The organism is Massilia sp. (genome assembly GCF_046293535.1).
Classification (GTDB): Bacteria; Pseudomonadota; Gammaproteobacteria; order Burkholderiales; family Burkholderiaceae_D; genus Telluria.
The window spans coordinates 45,417-59,323 of the sequence record NZ_JBKBOV010000032.1; the positions used below are offsets into that span (position 1 = coordinate 45,417).

The 13,907-nt window shown below is 48.8% G+C and carries 11 protein-coding genes; 10 read left to right on the forward strand and 1 reads right to left on the reverse strand.

Annotated features, from left to right (window positions below; genetic code table 11):
* Positions 1 to 31 precede the first annotated feature (31 nt).
* The 4 genes from ACK4S9_RS16505 (at position 32) to ACK4S9_RS16520 (ending at position 6,868) form a co-directional block, all read left to right on the forward strand.
* Positions 32 to 2,173, forward strand: a complete 2,142-nt coding sequence (locus tag ACK4S9_RS16505) for a hypothetical protein (protein WP_409727682.1) — start codon at positions 32 to 34, stop codon at positions 2,171 to 2,173.
* A complete protein-coding gene (locus ACK4S9_RS16510; RefSeq protein ID WP_084416570.1) occupies positions 2,166 to 4,274 on the forward strand; it encodes a tyrosine-type recombinase/integrase in 2,109 nt (702 codons plus the stop codon). Before ACK4S9_RS16505 ends, ACK4S9_RS16510 begins: the two co-directional genes overlap by 8 nt.
* The gene (locus tag ACK4S9_RS16515) at positions 4,275 to 5,204 is read left to right on the forward strand and encodes a hypothetical protein (protein WP_273029194.1); all 930 of its coding nucleotides are present in this window, start codon (positions 4,275 to 4,277) and stop codon (positions 5,202 to 5,204) included.
* 368 nt (positions 5,205 to 5,572) lie between these two features.
* Complete coding sequence (locus ACK4S9_RS16520; RefSeq protein ID WP_169728152.1) at positions 5,573 to 6,868, forward strand: tyrosine-type recombinase/integrase; 1,296 nt, start codon at positions 5,573 to 5,575, stop codon at positions 6,866 to 6,868.
* Positions 6,869 to 7,100: 232 nt separating this feature from the next.
* Here ACK4S9_RS16520 and ACK4S9_RS16525 read toward each other — a convergent pair whose 3' ends face one another.
* Complete coding sequence (locus ACK4S9_RS16525) at positions 7,101 to 7,745, reverse strand: HAD family hydrolase (RefSeq protein WP_084416571.1); 645 nt, start codon at positions 7,743 to 7,745, stop codon at positions 7,101 to 7,103.
* A 131-nt stretch (positions 7,746 to 7,876) separates the two neighbouring features.
* On the opposite strand from ACK4S9_RS16525, the gene ACK4S9_RS16530 reads away from it, so the two are divergent.
* From ACK4S9_RS16530 to ACK4S9_RS16555, 6 genes are all read left to right on the forward strand, one after another.
* On the forward strand, positions 7,877 to 8,668 hold the full coding sequence (locus tag ACK4S9_RS16530) for a metallophosphoesterase (RefSeq protein ID WP_229413187.1): 792 nt from the start codon (positions 7,877 to 7,879) through the stop codon (positions 8,666 to 8,668).
* A gap of 627 nt (positions 8,669 to 9,295) precedes the next feature.
* On the forward strand, positions 9,296 to 10,738 hold the full coding sequence (locus ACK4S9_RS16535) for a 5'-nucleotidase C-terminal domain-containing protein (RefSeq protein WP_036215862.1): 1,443 nt from the start codon (positions 9,296 to 9,298) through the stop codon (positions 10,736 to 10,738).
* Between the two features lie 116 nt (positions 10,739 to 10,854).
* The gene (locus ACK4S9_RS16540; RefSeq protein ID WP_229413188.1) at positions 10,855 to 11,640 is read left to right on the forward strand and encodes an extracellular solute-binding protein; all 786 of its coding nucleotides are present in this window, start codon (positions 10,855 to 10,857) and stop codon (positions 11,638 to 11,640) included.
* A gap of 467 nt (positions 11,641 to 12,107) precedes the next feature.
* Positions 12,108 to 12,524, forward strand: a complete 417-nt coding sequence (locus ACK4S9_RS16545) for a hypothetical protein (RefSeq protein ID WP_036215886.1) — start codon at positions 12,108 to 12,110, stop codon at positions 12,522 to 12,524.
* A 10-nt stretch (positions 12,525 to 12,534) separates the two neighbouring features.
* A complete protein-coding gene (locus tag ACK4S9_RS16550; protein ID WP_273029195.1) occupies positions 12,535 to 12,984 on the forward strand; it encodes a hypothetical protein in 450 nt (149 codons plus the stop codon).
* Positions 12,985 to 13,017: 33 nt separating this feature from the next.
* Positions 13,018 to 13,767 carry an MBL fold metallo-hydrolase gene (locus tag ACK4S9_RS16555; protein ID WP_027867711.1) on the forward strand — a complete coding sequence of 250 codons (750 nt, stop codon included), beginning with the start codon at positions 13,018 to 13,020 and terminating at the stop codon, positions 13,765 to 13,767.
* Positions 13,768 to 13,907: the final 140 nt, after the last annotated feature.

Consider the following 13,907-nt stretch of genomic DNA (forward strand, 5'->3'; position numbering starts at 1 on the left):
GCTCTCTTGACACACAGCAACCTCACGACATATGGCACGTAGCCCTTTCACAAAGAAGTCTTCTTCAAAGCAGTCCCCTCGTCAGGGACAGCCACGTCCGAAGTTGTCAAATGATACTGAAAGTCTTCAAGCAAGGGCGGCTCGGCGACGTCGTTTCGATATTAGCCACATTACGTTTGAAGTAAATAATCGAGCGAGCAACGGCAAGTTCCAGCGCTCGTTGAGTTATTTGGCAGAAAAATTTGAACATCACCAGACTTTGCTGAAACAGCTTTTGTTCGGAGCTGAAATATATTATGCAAAGCGTCATGTTACGTATCAGACCCAACAAAATGCTTATTACGGAATTGAAGATTTCGTTAAGTTTCTCAACTCGGAAAAAGGTCCAGAGCAAAAAAAAATTTCCACCGTTGCGGACATCGATTTTCAAACGACTCGAAATTTTTCCGCGTATTTGCTGGAGCGCTTTTCAGGAAGAACTTCAAATCGAAAGATTTACTCCAGCCTTAAGCATGCTGTCTCGGCATTGCAAGAAAAATATAAGGACGAACCATCAATCGGGAAAAAGATTGAATGGTCTCTCACACCTAGAACTAGTGACACTCCGTCAGAAAGTTACTCGGATCAGATTTTTAACCGATTGTTGGAAGCCTCGTTCACGGATATAAAGTACGTGATGAAACTTATGACGGACTATCAGAAATTGATTTCCGATTCTAGTTTCGATCTCCCTTCCAAGCTAAAAATTACGAAAGATGGTATTGTTAATCGCAACACGCGAGAACAATCAAATTCCATAATTTTACTTGCTGGTAAGAAAACGTTTCCAGGTTGGCCTCTTTACACGTCCTTTGATGAGGCTAGTCAAATCACATCCAATGAATGGATGAAGTCGTTACCTGTTAAAGACGTCAAGCGCCAAGTTTCGCGTGCGATAGCGAGTATGCGAGTTCAGTGCGTGAATTCGGACATCTCCAAAAAAAATCAAGTGGCGACAGATTTCGAGGTTGGAAAAATCGCATATATTGCGCATGATTTTTTCACTACGCAGACCCTATATCCTTTTATCTTATTTGTTCAACTGAATACTGGTTGGAACCAGGAAACTGTTCTCTCGCTGACTGACGACTTTGAGACGCATGTGGCAGAAGACTTAGTGGATCCTGATCAGTATGTACTGATCTATGGTACGAAGAACAGAACCGAAACCGCTCAAGCGCATCGCAGCAATAAGGTTCATCCTTATTCTGTATATAACGTTCTTCGTTTCGTTAGTGAACGTGTTCGTGCACATAAGGAATCTCCGCATTTCAGGACAGGATTTCTTTGGCAAGTCGTTATACAAAAGAATTTGTGGAATAAGTACGGAAGCCTCATCACAGAGATCGATGCAAAAAATTGTGGCGCGGCATCGCGCGTATTTTTAAGCCGTCATTCTATTACTTTGGATGGGGACGCAAAGAGTCCTGCAATCGAATCACGTCGTTTGAGAACGACGTGGGAAACGAAAAGAAAAGAGCAAGGTCTGAGTATAGGTGAGATTTCTCCAATGATGGGACATGCGAATTTAGAGACCACAGTAACTTATTATGATAGTGATAGTGGATGTACATCATTGCGAAATAAGAGCTTACGCAAATTACAAAACCAATGGACTGAAGACTTTACCAATTATGGTGTGAGATTGGCAACTTCGATTGCTCTTAGCGATCTACGCAACGCAACAAATCTTGCGAACGCAAGTCGGGTGAAATCGCGCCTCGTCAACGAACTAAAGCTTGTTGATGAGCAGCAGATTATTCATCTACTCTCTCCACAGGGACAAACTTTCATTGTCGCTTGTCTAGACTCAAAGAAACCATCTTGGGAGGGACACGAGAGATTCGTTTCTGAGTCTAAAAGATGCAGTTTTTTTAATCGATGCTGCATGTGCAGACAAGCGGTTATTTTCCGTGAGGCTTTACCGTTTATCGCTCGACGAGTCGATGACTTAATTCGGCTGAAATCAAGACTCAATGTAATTGAGTGGACCAGTAACTATGGTGACGAATTAGCCGCTTGGGAACAGATCTTAAATCAGTGGAATCCACAAGAGCAGGTGTTAGACGCCAAGGTGCTTGCGAAAAATGATGTTTATGCTCTGCCATTGACCATGCGAGGTAGTAATGAATAGAAAAATCGTACCGCTGCAAGATGATCTACAGAAAGCCATTGATGTTGTGGCGTCTCGCGCTCTTGAGGTCGACAGCGATGAGGACCAGTTAATTCTTGCTGACTTAGGGCCTAACCAAGACATTATTGCCGAAGAAGATGCAGAAGAGATCCCGGCAGTTCTTGCATTGCGCAAAATACCAGTTGAACAGTGGAAAAACATTAAGGTTAGTTCAGAGAGTATTTTCGGCGACAAGCTCTGGAGTTTCCTTTCATATCCACACGTGGATAAAAGATCTGTTCGTTTAAACTTTGATTTCGACAACCAAAATGGTATCAACCTAACCAGACCGGAATATAATCACTGGGAAAATATTGTCAAAGCTCTAATCTTTTATAACATCCCTCATTTTGCTGTTTCAAATTATGCGCGATCGTACGGGTCTTTAGGCTCGAAGCGAACAAAATTCGGTCGGCTTATCGCTCTTTTCCAAAAAGAGCAGTTGTATATGGGAAATCTAGGCAGTCCGACGTTCAGGACTATCAATGATTTAAATAGGGAAACGATCGCCGGGTATATAGCAGGGTTGCCAACAGCAGGAATCAAATGGGAATTAGCCTCTGCCATTCAACTTTGGCAGAAAGTATCGACTGGTTGCCTCCTGCCAGATGAGTACTCGATTACTTCACCACTTGTTACAAAAGAGCAGATCGCTAAACTCAGAGCTGAGTACGAAGATGAAAGTGCACCGTTCCTGCCTATTGCCCTTGACGATTATTCAAACATTGTTAATCACTGTGTAGGGTTAGTAAATGTATATAGTAAAGACATAACTTGGCTGTATGAAACGTACTATCGCTCAATCATCGGCGGTTGGAAGCATTCAGACCGAGGGACTACAAACCCGGTATGTTACTCCCCTGGAAGCGAGGCTGGGGTTAAAGCTTTTATTGACTATCAACCTGTGCTGGTTGATGGAAAACCTTGGTGGTCCTTAAAGATCCAGGAACGAGCAAACCCAAAAGGCGCAAACAAATCTTCCACGAGTTATGTATCGCTACCAGCAATACTTAGTTTGATCGTTTCGTTGCTCGATGCGTGTTGCGTAACGATACTCGCTACCACCGGTATGCGTCGCTCAGAAGTCATGGGACTTCTTAGTGGTTGCGTTGAAGAAGATGAAAGCGGCTTTTGGTTACGTTACACTGTTTTCAAAACATCAATCGCCTCGCAAGGCGACGCCAAAAGAATCCCAATTCCTGCATTAACTGCAAAAGCCATTGCTATTGTTGAGTTGATTTGTGGTGAGTCGCGAAATTACGGTAAGCATAATAAGCTTTTTTCATCCGTCACCCGACAGTTCTTCGGGGGAGAGACTCATGCGGCTTATCCTGAGCGAGCAGTTAAACGAGTGTGTGAAGCGGTCGGTGCTGATGAAAGGATACACCCGCATAGGTTCAGAAAAACACTAGCGATGTATCTTATATATCAGGATTCTAAGAACATCGAGATTATTCGACACTTGTTTTCGCACGCAAGTTTGAAAATGACTTTGCGTTACATTATATCGTTGCCAGGAGTCAACGATGAGATGAAGAAGATCATTGTGGAGCAAAATCTTGAAATTTTGGTTGAAATCTTAGAGGGTGCTGCAACTGGGCGTCTTGGTGGCGAAGCCGGTAATCGTCTGCGCAAATCTGTAGAAGGTTCGCCTCGTTTAATCGCAAAGCTCCAAGACAAAGGGCGAGAAGCGCTAGTCCAGTATGTAGAGTCGATGCTCGACGAGGGCGTTAAAATGCTGCATAGGACGAATTTAGCGATTTGCATGAAAACGCCAGGCTATTATGAAACTGCACCGTGTGATGGAAAGAACGACGACCCCACTACAAAGTTGCATCCAAATTTATTTGCATGTGACCCGTTCAACTGTCGTTTTGCCGCATTTGTCGAAGCAAATGTTCCGTCATTGAAGAATGAGATTTTATTTCACCAAAAATATCTTGCTCATCCTCTAAGCAGTAGTGCACAAAAGACTTTTTCGCAAAGACGCATTCAAGATGCAAAAAAGCGCCTATCTGAAGTAGGGGTGTCTGATGGCTCGACGGAGATGGAGGCGGCATAAATGGCAAACGAAGAAAACCTCGAGAAGGTTTATAAGGCAATTGCAAGTCTAAAAGCAAAAGGGATGCAAAGATTAAATGTTGAACTAGTTCGAAAAATAGCTGGTGTCGCTAGGTCAACTATTTACCTTAAAGATGAAGATTGGAAAGAAGTCAGAGATGTTATTGCTGGAAAAGATTCCGAAAGGCTGGCAGCCACTGCGCTTGACGTTAATATCAAAAGTGCATCTGCTTTAGCAATTGAAGAATTAGAAAAACGGCTCACTGAAGCAGAAAGTGAATTAACAAGGATAACGTCAGTTGCTGATAAAGTGTATCCTGAGTTGATTGATGAAATCCAGCGCTGGTTTGTCGCTGCTTCTGAAACACCAAATAATAAAAAGAAGAAAGTTCATGATGCGGCGGAACTTTTGAAATTGAAAGCCGAGTGCGAGAGGCTGCGGAAAGAAAACGCATCTATGTTAGCGCAACTTGAAAGTCCGACTAATATGCGGATGCTTTCACACAAAAAAACCATTATACTGAAAGACGGCTTGACTGCAGGCGAGTTCTTCGGATCTTTCATGAATCAACTCCAGTCGATAACTTCGCATTATCTGTTGCCAGGTCGTCCTGCAGCAAGTTATATTTTGTGTAGCTTAAATTCGAACTTCAGAGATGAGTGGATCCATAACCATGAGCCGAAGTCAACTGGACTAAATTTGTACATAAACTCAGTCGCGGGTACTAGCGATACAAGACTTTTTTTCTTACAACAGATTCGAGCGATGCTTTCGGGAGAAATCCACTGTGTGTTGATGAGAGATCAACTCATGAAGGACGTCGGCAAAAATTCCCGGCATACTGATGAGTCTGCGAAATCAAGATTCAATACAGAATTTTTCGAGCACCCTAGTTTTGATGAGCCATTTGACTCTTTCATAATTATTTAAATGAGTAATGCATCGCTTCTTAGTGATTTCATCGAGGCACGAGATGTTGCCGGTGACTGGGATTTATATGTTTCAAAAGATCGTCTTCGAGTATCACGTGCATTGCTTGTAAGAGAAGCGTCTGTCTCGCGTTCAAGTTTATATAAAGATTCCCAGGTCGTGTCCATTCTTTGGCATCTAGAGGAAAGATTGCGAAAGAAGGGAATACTAGTTTGTTCAGACAATGACTTGACGTTAGACGACGTTCAGCAACTGTCAACTTTGGATAGTCTCAATAAACGTTTGACTAATCTTAAAGAAGGAATTACTCAACTGGATTGCACAATTGAGTTGGTTGCGCAGCACCTTAAACTATATCAAATGAAATAATGGTCAATGTCTTCTTCGCTAAAGGTTCGCGACGCAATTCGCAAGATGATCCATTAGACATCTCTACTCCAATTTTTCTTGACAATTCGCATCGGGTAATTGAAGCGCCGTCTTTGTGGGCAATTAAACTCGCGTCAAAATACTCAAGAAGTAAGGCAACGCTGCATACATATTCTCAGTTGATGCAAAGGTATTTGCGTTGGCTTGAGGACTCTGGGTATGGAGCCCATCAATGGATGGCTGTTGATCAAGAGATCTTCGAAGAATATATCGAGTTTCTTTGCCAGAGTAAAATAATTGCAGAAACCGCAACCTATTATTGCGCAAGAATTGCCTCATTCTATAAGTGGGCAACTAGCAATGGCTACGAAAATTATTTTAGTTGGGATGTTGAAGAGTGTGATGCTCTTGTTAAAATTAACCTCAAAGACCAACTCTTGTTAGGACATGTCAAATCACATGTGGAAGTAGAAAAACTTCCATTTACTACTCCGATTGGACGTCCTGCGCTGCATGAAAAAGAAGTTGAAAAGTTTGTGACCGAGCGTAACCATCGAGCGGCTCTTTTCTTACTGGATGATGTGGTATATAAGATTATCGCTACAATTATCCGGATAACGGGTCTTCGACCTAGGGATCTTTTTCAGATACCTTATCGAGGGAATAAAGAGAATTTCGGCTTCGTCCCTTATGATATAGACGAAATACCTTCAGACTTAAAACGTAAAGATATTCGATTCTATTTTCGTTCTAAGGGTAAGAATAGGTCAATTGAATTCCCTGGAGCTTTGTGGGAATTGATTTGCCGAGTCTATATTCCATTGCGAAGAGAGCGGGCCGAAATCCATTATGAAAAGAATGGGGTAAGCCCACGAAACAATCAGCTCTTTTTAAGTAGTGATGGAGTTGTTGTTACGCCTTATATGCTTCGATACAATTTTGCGAAAGTCGTGCCGGTTGATCGCATGGAAGATGGTGCTGAACAAAAAGATAGTAGACATGCTGTCGTGTTTCATGGGCGAAAGTACACCCCTAGAATGCTGCGGCATTCTTGTGCTACCTATTTCGTTTATGAACGCTTGAAAAAAGAAGGAAGAGTTGGAAAGGAATACGTGTACGATCCGGTAATTGATGAGGATCTTCGGAAGATGCTTGGCCATGAGGATGTCGGGACAACTTACAAATACTACGTTCATCTTGTGAACAGGTTTCATCACGATGATCTGTTGGCAGACCTTAAAAAATCTCACGTTAATCAAGGTTTGAACGCGCTTCTTGATGCTATCGATTATTGAAGACCGTTATCAAGTTTACTTGAATCGAGCTCTTATCAGCAGGGCGCTAGATTTTATATTGTTGACTTTGGACGAGAGCAACATACATCTTAAAGAAGTACACTCGATGTAAATGATCTTAATTAGGCGATAGTCGGGCTTGATGTTGAGTTCCTCTATGAGTAGTTTACACTGTGAGTGCTCGTCATTACACAAAAGGAGCCTTAGTCGAAGGGCCCAAGTCGGCCTCCGATTACATTACGCGTTCAACAATCTCACATAGCCTTAACAAAGAGGAGAGCGAGTTTTTCGAACTCGAGCGTTGTTTGCGATCCAGTAACAGCGCTTGCATTCCGAAAGCGCGAGGTCCTTCAACGTCAGCTTCGAGGGTATCGCCAACCATTAAAACATCACAAGGCAAGCAGCGCAGCTGCCGGCAAGCATGTGCATAAATCGCTGGATTAGGCTTGATTGCGCCTGCGTCGAAACTCCAAACATAAGCGTCAAAAACTGGGGGAAGCACCGACAAGACCGGTTCGGCGTACTCTTTGGCAAGATTGGAACAGAGCCCTAGTTTGTATCCACGGTTTTTTAGGTCATAAAGTGCTGGTAGCGTGTCTACAAATGGCAAGATAGATTCGAGCTCAACAACCAACTCTTGTTTTAGTTGCTCACGTTCGTCATCTGTTAATGCGATTCCCAATAACTCACCAGCTTCAAGCAGTCCAATAGGCTGGCCCATAAGTATTTCAGCGTCCTTGGAATTGGGCATTCTACCCTGGCCCGCGCCGATTTTGATAAGTTGGCGAAAGGGCGCACGCTTGTTAGAGATGGTCACAAGCGTACCGTAGACATCAAACAGAATGACCTTTACCGCGCTTCTGTTGAATTTTTCCATTTGTTTTCAGCAATGAAGTTAAGCTTGAAAATATACAGCGGGCATACGTCATATTCATGGCGAGCTCAAATAAAGCCGGTAGACAGTGGTAAATCACACACATACGCGAAGTTCGTCAACAAGACACGAGGATGACGATGAAGTTATTAGTTTTATCTGATCTCCACCTAGAGGTATGGTGCGATCAAGTGCCTAAAATCGATATATCGCTCAGCCAGCCAGATGTCGTCATTCTTGCCGGTGACATTCACACAAAATTTCGTGCACCTTCATGGGCTTCAGAAATATTCTCGGGATTACCTGTGGTTTACGTAGCTGGCAACCATGAGTTTTATGGGGAAACAATCGAAAAAACGGGTGAGGCAATTGCCCGAGAATGCATCTGTTACCCTAATATACACTATCTTAACTGTGGCGAATACATTTATAGTGGAGTTCGGTTTTTAGGTGCGACTTTATGGACTGACTTTGCTCTATTTAATCCTGATCGCAGGTGGAGTGCCATGCTTGACGCCAGGACTGCAATGAATGATTACCAACGTATTAAGGTCGCGTCTGCAGGATATAGGAAGTTACATCCACAAGATACTGCTCGCCTACATGCCGCACAACGAGCATGGCTTAAAGGAAAACTTGATGAGCCGTTCACGGGGCCGACCATCGTCGTTACCCACATGGCGCCTTCAATGTGCTCGATTTCATCTAAATACGTAGCGGATCCACTTTCTGCTGCATTCGCTTCAAACATGGAAGACTTGATAGTGAAGGCTGACGTCTGGATACATGGTCATACGCATAATAGCTCGAATTATGACGTGGAAGGATGTCGTGTCGTATCTAATCCTCTGGGATATCCAATGCAGAATGGCCATCCTGAGAACGAAGAGTTTGATCCAAACTTCATTGTTCATTTAAAACGCTAACGTCAGGATGTCTATACCACATCAAGTGGACTTACAGTGTCCAGTGCATTGATCTTGCCCAGCTTTTCCCGGACACAGCCACCGGCCGGTGTGAGTCTGCCTGACGCAGCCCAGCTACGCCTTCGGCTGGAATAGTTGGCTCTTTGCCTCATCTGCAACCAGCGGAATATAGCCGAGTGAGCCCTAATACCACGACAATTCAACCCTGCATCCAAGCTTGTCCATTTCGACGAGATCACGTGTCTGCCAAGGACCCCGCCGTTGAAAAGACTCAGGGTCTAGGACCCGTCGATAGTCTCAGCTGTGGCATAGTCATGGCTGTCATCCTTACGCCTATAGGCGGCCCCATGCAGGATCGCGACAAGGCACTGTCTTTTCGCTGCACTTCACCTCGCTTAACATGAGCAAGGCGCAATACTTGATTGCTCTGCTGTGCGCAAGATGCCATTGCCCAGTACCGGGATCTGCCCGCCTTGCAGTACCGCGCGTCGACGTAGGAGGGGAAACTGCCGCCTTCGGTCCGCCGAAACGCGCCGATATCTTCGAATCGCTTTGTTCCGATTCTCCGCCCTTGGTTAATGTGCGCTTAATCGGCATCCACCATTCTGTCCCACAGACCGACTGGAGATGATGATGATAAAGCGTCTAACCATCCTGCAGATTAACGATCTGCACGGCTGCGTCGAGCCACATCCTGAACTCGTCCGAAGTGCGCAGGGCGACCAGTTCCAAACTCTCGGCGGACTCGCACGTATTGCTGCGCCGGTGAAACAAATCCGTACCGGTATGCAGGATGGAGTACTGCTTCTCGACAACGGCGACACCTTCCATCGAACCTATCTTGCGGTACAGTCAAATGGGGAAGCGCTTGCCCCGCTCATGAACGCCTTTAAGCCGGATGCGATGACGGTGCACTGGGAGTTCGCATATGGCCCGGACCAGGTACAACGGCTGGCGAACATGCTGAGCTATCCAATCCTTGCCATCAATTGCTTTCGGGTCGACGGCGAACTGTTTTTTCAACCGTACCTGATTCGCGAAAGAAGCGGCTTGCGTGTCGCGGTGATCGCCATCGCTTGTCATATCGTCGACAAGACGATGCCGCGCGCGTTTAGCGAAGGCTTGCGCTTCAGTGTTGGCCGCGAAGAGCTTCCAGAATGGATTCGTCATGTACGTGAGCATGAGCGTGCTGATCTGGTCGTTATACTCTCGCATCTCGGTTTTCCGCAGGACGTGAAACTTGCCTCCGAAGTAGACGGCATCGATATCCTGGTTAGCGGTCATACCCACAACCGGATGGAAGCGCCCGTCATGGAAAATGGCGCCATCATTTTTCAGTCCGGGTGCCATGGCTCGTTCATCGGCCGGCTCAATCTGGACATCGATGATGGTGAGATCGTGCGGCACCATCACCAGCTGATCGCGGTCGACGAACGCTTCGCTCCTGACAGAGAAGTGCAACAGCAGGTCGATACTGCGATGGCCCCGTATCGGACCATACTTTCTCAGATCGTTGGGCATACAAATGTAGCGCTGACTCGTTATCAGTCACTGCAATGTTCGATGGACGATCTGCTGCTCGACGCTATCGCACTGGCCGCCGGCACCGAAATCGCATTCTCGAATGGCTGGCGTTATGGTGCGCCAATCCCGCCTGGCCCGATTATCATCAATGATCTGTGGAATATTATTCCGACAAATCCAGCGGTCGAGACGGTGGAATTGACGGGCGAGGAAATTCGCGTCATGTTGGAAGAGAACCTGGAGCGCACCTTTTCGTCCGATCCTTTCCAACAGATGGGTGGATACGTGAAGCGCTGCCGCGGCGTCCGGCTGTATGTGAAGATCGAGAACCCGGTCGGGAGCCGCGTCGATCGCCTGTTCGTACTTGGTGCACCCGTCGATCCCGACCGCCGCTACACGGCGGCATTCGTGACCGACCAGGGCGTCCCCATGAAATTCGGATGCAATCGCACAGTGCTCGACACGCGCGCCATTGAAGCGCTTCAGCGCTACCTGGCGCTCTCGACAGCCGGAAGTTGCAGCAATGGTTCGGTAACCGCAGTATAGCGGTTCAGGTTGACGTGCGCGATGCTTCTCATGCGAAGCATACAATAGAGGGGGGCTCGCTCCATGAACACGGTACATGGTGTGGACGCCTTATCTCATCAAACTCTGGAGGGAAAATGGACAAGAATGGTCATTCGCAGGGACGTCGCACGATCGCGATGCTGGCACTCGGACTGGCCTGTTTCGTCAGCGGGGGCAGCGTGCTCGCTGCCGATGCGCTGTTCGTCTATGGTCCAGGTGGACCAGCGCCGGCAATGAAGGAAGCCGCTGCAGCCTTCCAGCGGCAGCATGGCGTGCAGGTCGAAGTGACTTCCGGGCCCACGCCGAGCTGGATCGACAAGGCCAGGCAGAACGCCGACGTCATCTACAGCGGTTCAGAGACCATGATGACCGACTTCGTGGTGGCGATGGAGGGCCGTATCGACGAGAAGACGATCACGCCCCTGTACCTTCGTCCGATGTCGATCTTGGTGAGGCCCGGGAATCCGAAGCGCATTACCGGTTTCCAGGACCTGCTCAAGCCGGGCACGAAGATCCTGGTCGTCAACGGCGCTGGCCAGAACGGCGTCTGGGAGGACATCGCCGGCCGCAAAGGCGATATCGGCACCGTGCGCCAATTGCGCCGCAATATCGTCAGCTATGCACCGAACAGCGCGGTGGCCCGCACGACCTGGACGGAAAAGACCGACATCGACGTCTGGCTGATCTGGAATATTTGGCAGGTAGCAAACCCTAAGTTGGCCGACACGGTGCCGATCGAGCCGGACTATGCGATCTACCGGGACACCGGAGTCGCCTTGTCGCTGCAAGGCATGAAGAAGCCGCTGGCCAGGCAGTTCGTCGACTTCCTGCAATCGAAGGAGGGCGCACGGATCTTTGCCAAGTGGGGATGGAAAACCTGATTGTTATCCGGTGCGACAAGGACGGCGCGGCAAGTGCCGCGTCCTGTGTCCGAGTATCCGACCAGGCATAGTTATCGCGAGCTCAGCTTGAGAGGCGTACATGACGCCGTTCGATGCAGATCGCTGTGGTCCGCGCGTCTGTTCAACACGACGCTTCTCTGGACACTACCCCTGCACCAGGGGGTAACCGAGAAAAGGAGAGTCCCCACAAGGCCTCTGGGTTTGCTTACAGGATGAGCAGCGTACATTAGCCTTCAGCGTTCATCGGTAAATCAAACGCGCGCCGGAGTACACAACTTGACAAGGAAAATCACGAATTTTGCAAAGGGGAACGGTACATGCCGTTCTCCTAAACTGGTCTAAGATCGGCTGTAAGGCCTCATCCGGCCCTGTTTGTTTTAGCAATCAAGCGTATCCCGGACTGGCGATAAAGCTGTTCAGTCTTCAACCCTGAAATGGAGGCTCCGATGTTTCCTGCAACAACTGAAAAAGCCGAACGCAATACGTCAGTGGCCGCTATGCAGCGCTTCGACCAGCAGTTACGAGAGAATATCGCGCGACTCAAGGGGGCAGACAAGCAGGCGATAGAGCAGCGCTTGAGAGAACTTGATCGTGAGTGGAATGTCGAGAGGGCGATCGAGGTCGAGGCGCCGAGCATGATTCTGCTCGGCCTGGCACTGGGCAGCCTGAGCAATCGAAAATGGTTCGCGGTGTCTGCGATGGCGGCGAGCATGGTCATTCTGCACAACCTGCAGGGCTGGTACCCGCTATTGCCCGTCTTTCGTGCCGCAGGACTGCGTACCGCCGAGGAAATCGAGCAGGAACGCATGGCATTGAAGGCATTGCTAGGCGAAAAATCCACGCTGGCAACCACAGTTCATTAAGGAGCCCATCATGTTCACAGCCACCGCGACGCAAGTATCTGGCCACACCTCCGCGCATCTGAAGGAGCACATTCGTCACGCAACGGAGGAACGGATCGCCGAATACGAAGGCAACGACAAGAAGGCCCTGATCACCCGTCGCCTCAAGGAACTCGAGCACGAGTGGGATGTCGAGCGTACCCTTCAGACCAATTTTGCTACCCTCTCGCTCATCGGTCTCGCGCTCGCACTCAAGAGCGACAAGCGCTGGCTGGTACTGGCAGCCGGTGTTCCTGCCTTCATGGTGCAGCACGCGCTGCAAGGCTGGTGTCCGCCGCTTCCCGTGCTGCGCCGCCTGGGTGTGCGCACGGCGAGGGAAATCGCCGAGGAGCGCTTTGCACTGAAGTCGCTGCGCGGCGACTTCGATGAGGTCGAGCGCTCGCAGGATCCGGACGCGATCGTCCGCGCGGTTCGCGCCTAGATTTTGGGTAAACCATCGAAAAAAGGAGAAGCGATGATTTTTCGCCAGTTATTCGAGCCGCTGTCGAGCACCTACACTTATCTTCTCGGCTGCGAGGAGACCGGTCAGGCAATACTGATCGACCCGGTCATTGTGAGCATGGAGCGCGACCTCGCCGAGATCGCGAAACTGGGGATGAAGCTTGCGTATACGGTCGATACGCACATCCACGCCGACCACATCACCGCTGCACTCGAACTGAAGCGGCGTGCCGGCAGCAGCATCGCCGCTCCTGCGTATGACCGCCTTCCTTGCACCGATGTCGGCATCGAGGAAGGGGTACCGTTCCAGGTCGGGAGCGTACTGCTGCAACCGTTGCATACGCCCGGCCATACCGATGGCCACTTCGCCTACCTGTTAGGCGACCGCGTGTTCACCGGCGACGCGCTGTTGATCGACGGCTGTGGCCGAACCGACTTCCAGAACGGCAGCGCCGATGCCCTATACGACAGCGTGGCCAACAAACTGTTCGCCTTGCCGCCCGATACGCTGGTGTACCCGGCGCACGACTACCAGGACCGCAGGGTGTCGACCATCGAGCAGGAGCGCAAGCGCAATCCACGCCTGAAGCAGGGCACCGACCTGGCGCGCTTCAGGGAGATCATGGGGGGGCTGAACCTACCGTATCCGAAGTTTATCGACCATGCCGTCCCCGGGAACCGGCGCTGCGGGGTATGTCCGGATGATTTGCCCGAGCACCTAGGAGAATATTGTCGGGAAATGACAGAGAGCCCCCAAGGGTGAGATGGTGTGCTGCCGGTGCCGGCTTTGTTGCACAAATCGGCCCATCAGCGGCCGAGGCGCAGCACGGGTAAACTGACGGCATGATTGCTCCCGTAAAGCTGAAGTACCGAACGACCAACTGGAAAGACTACAACGCGGCA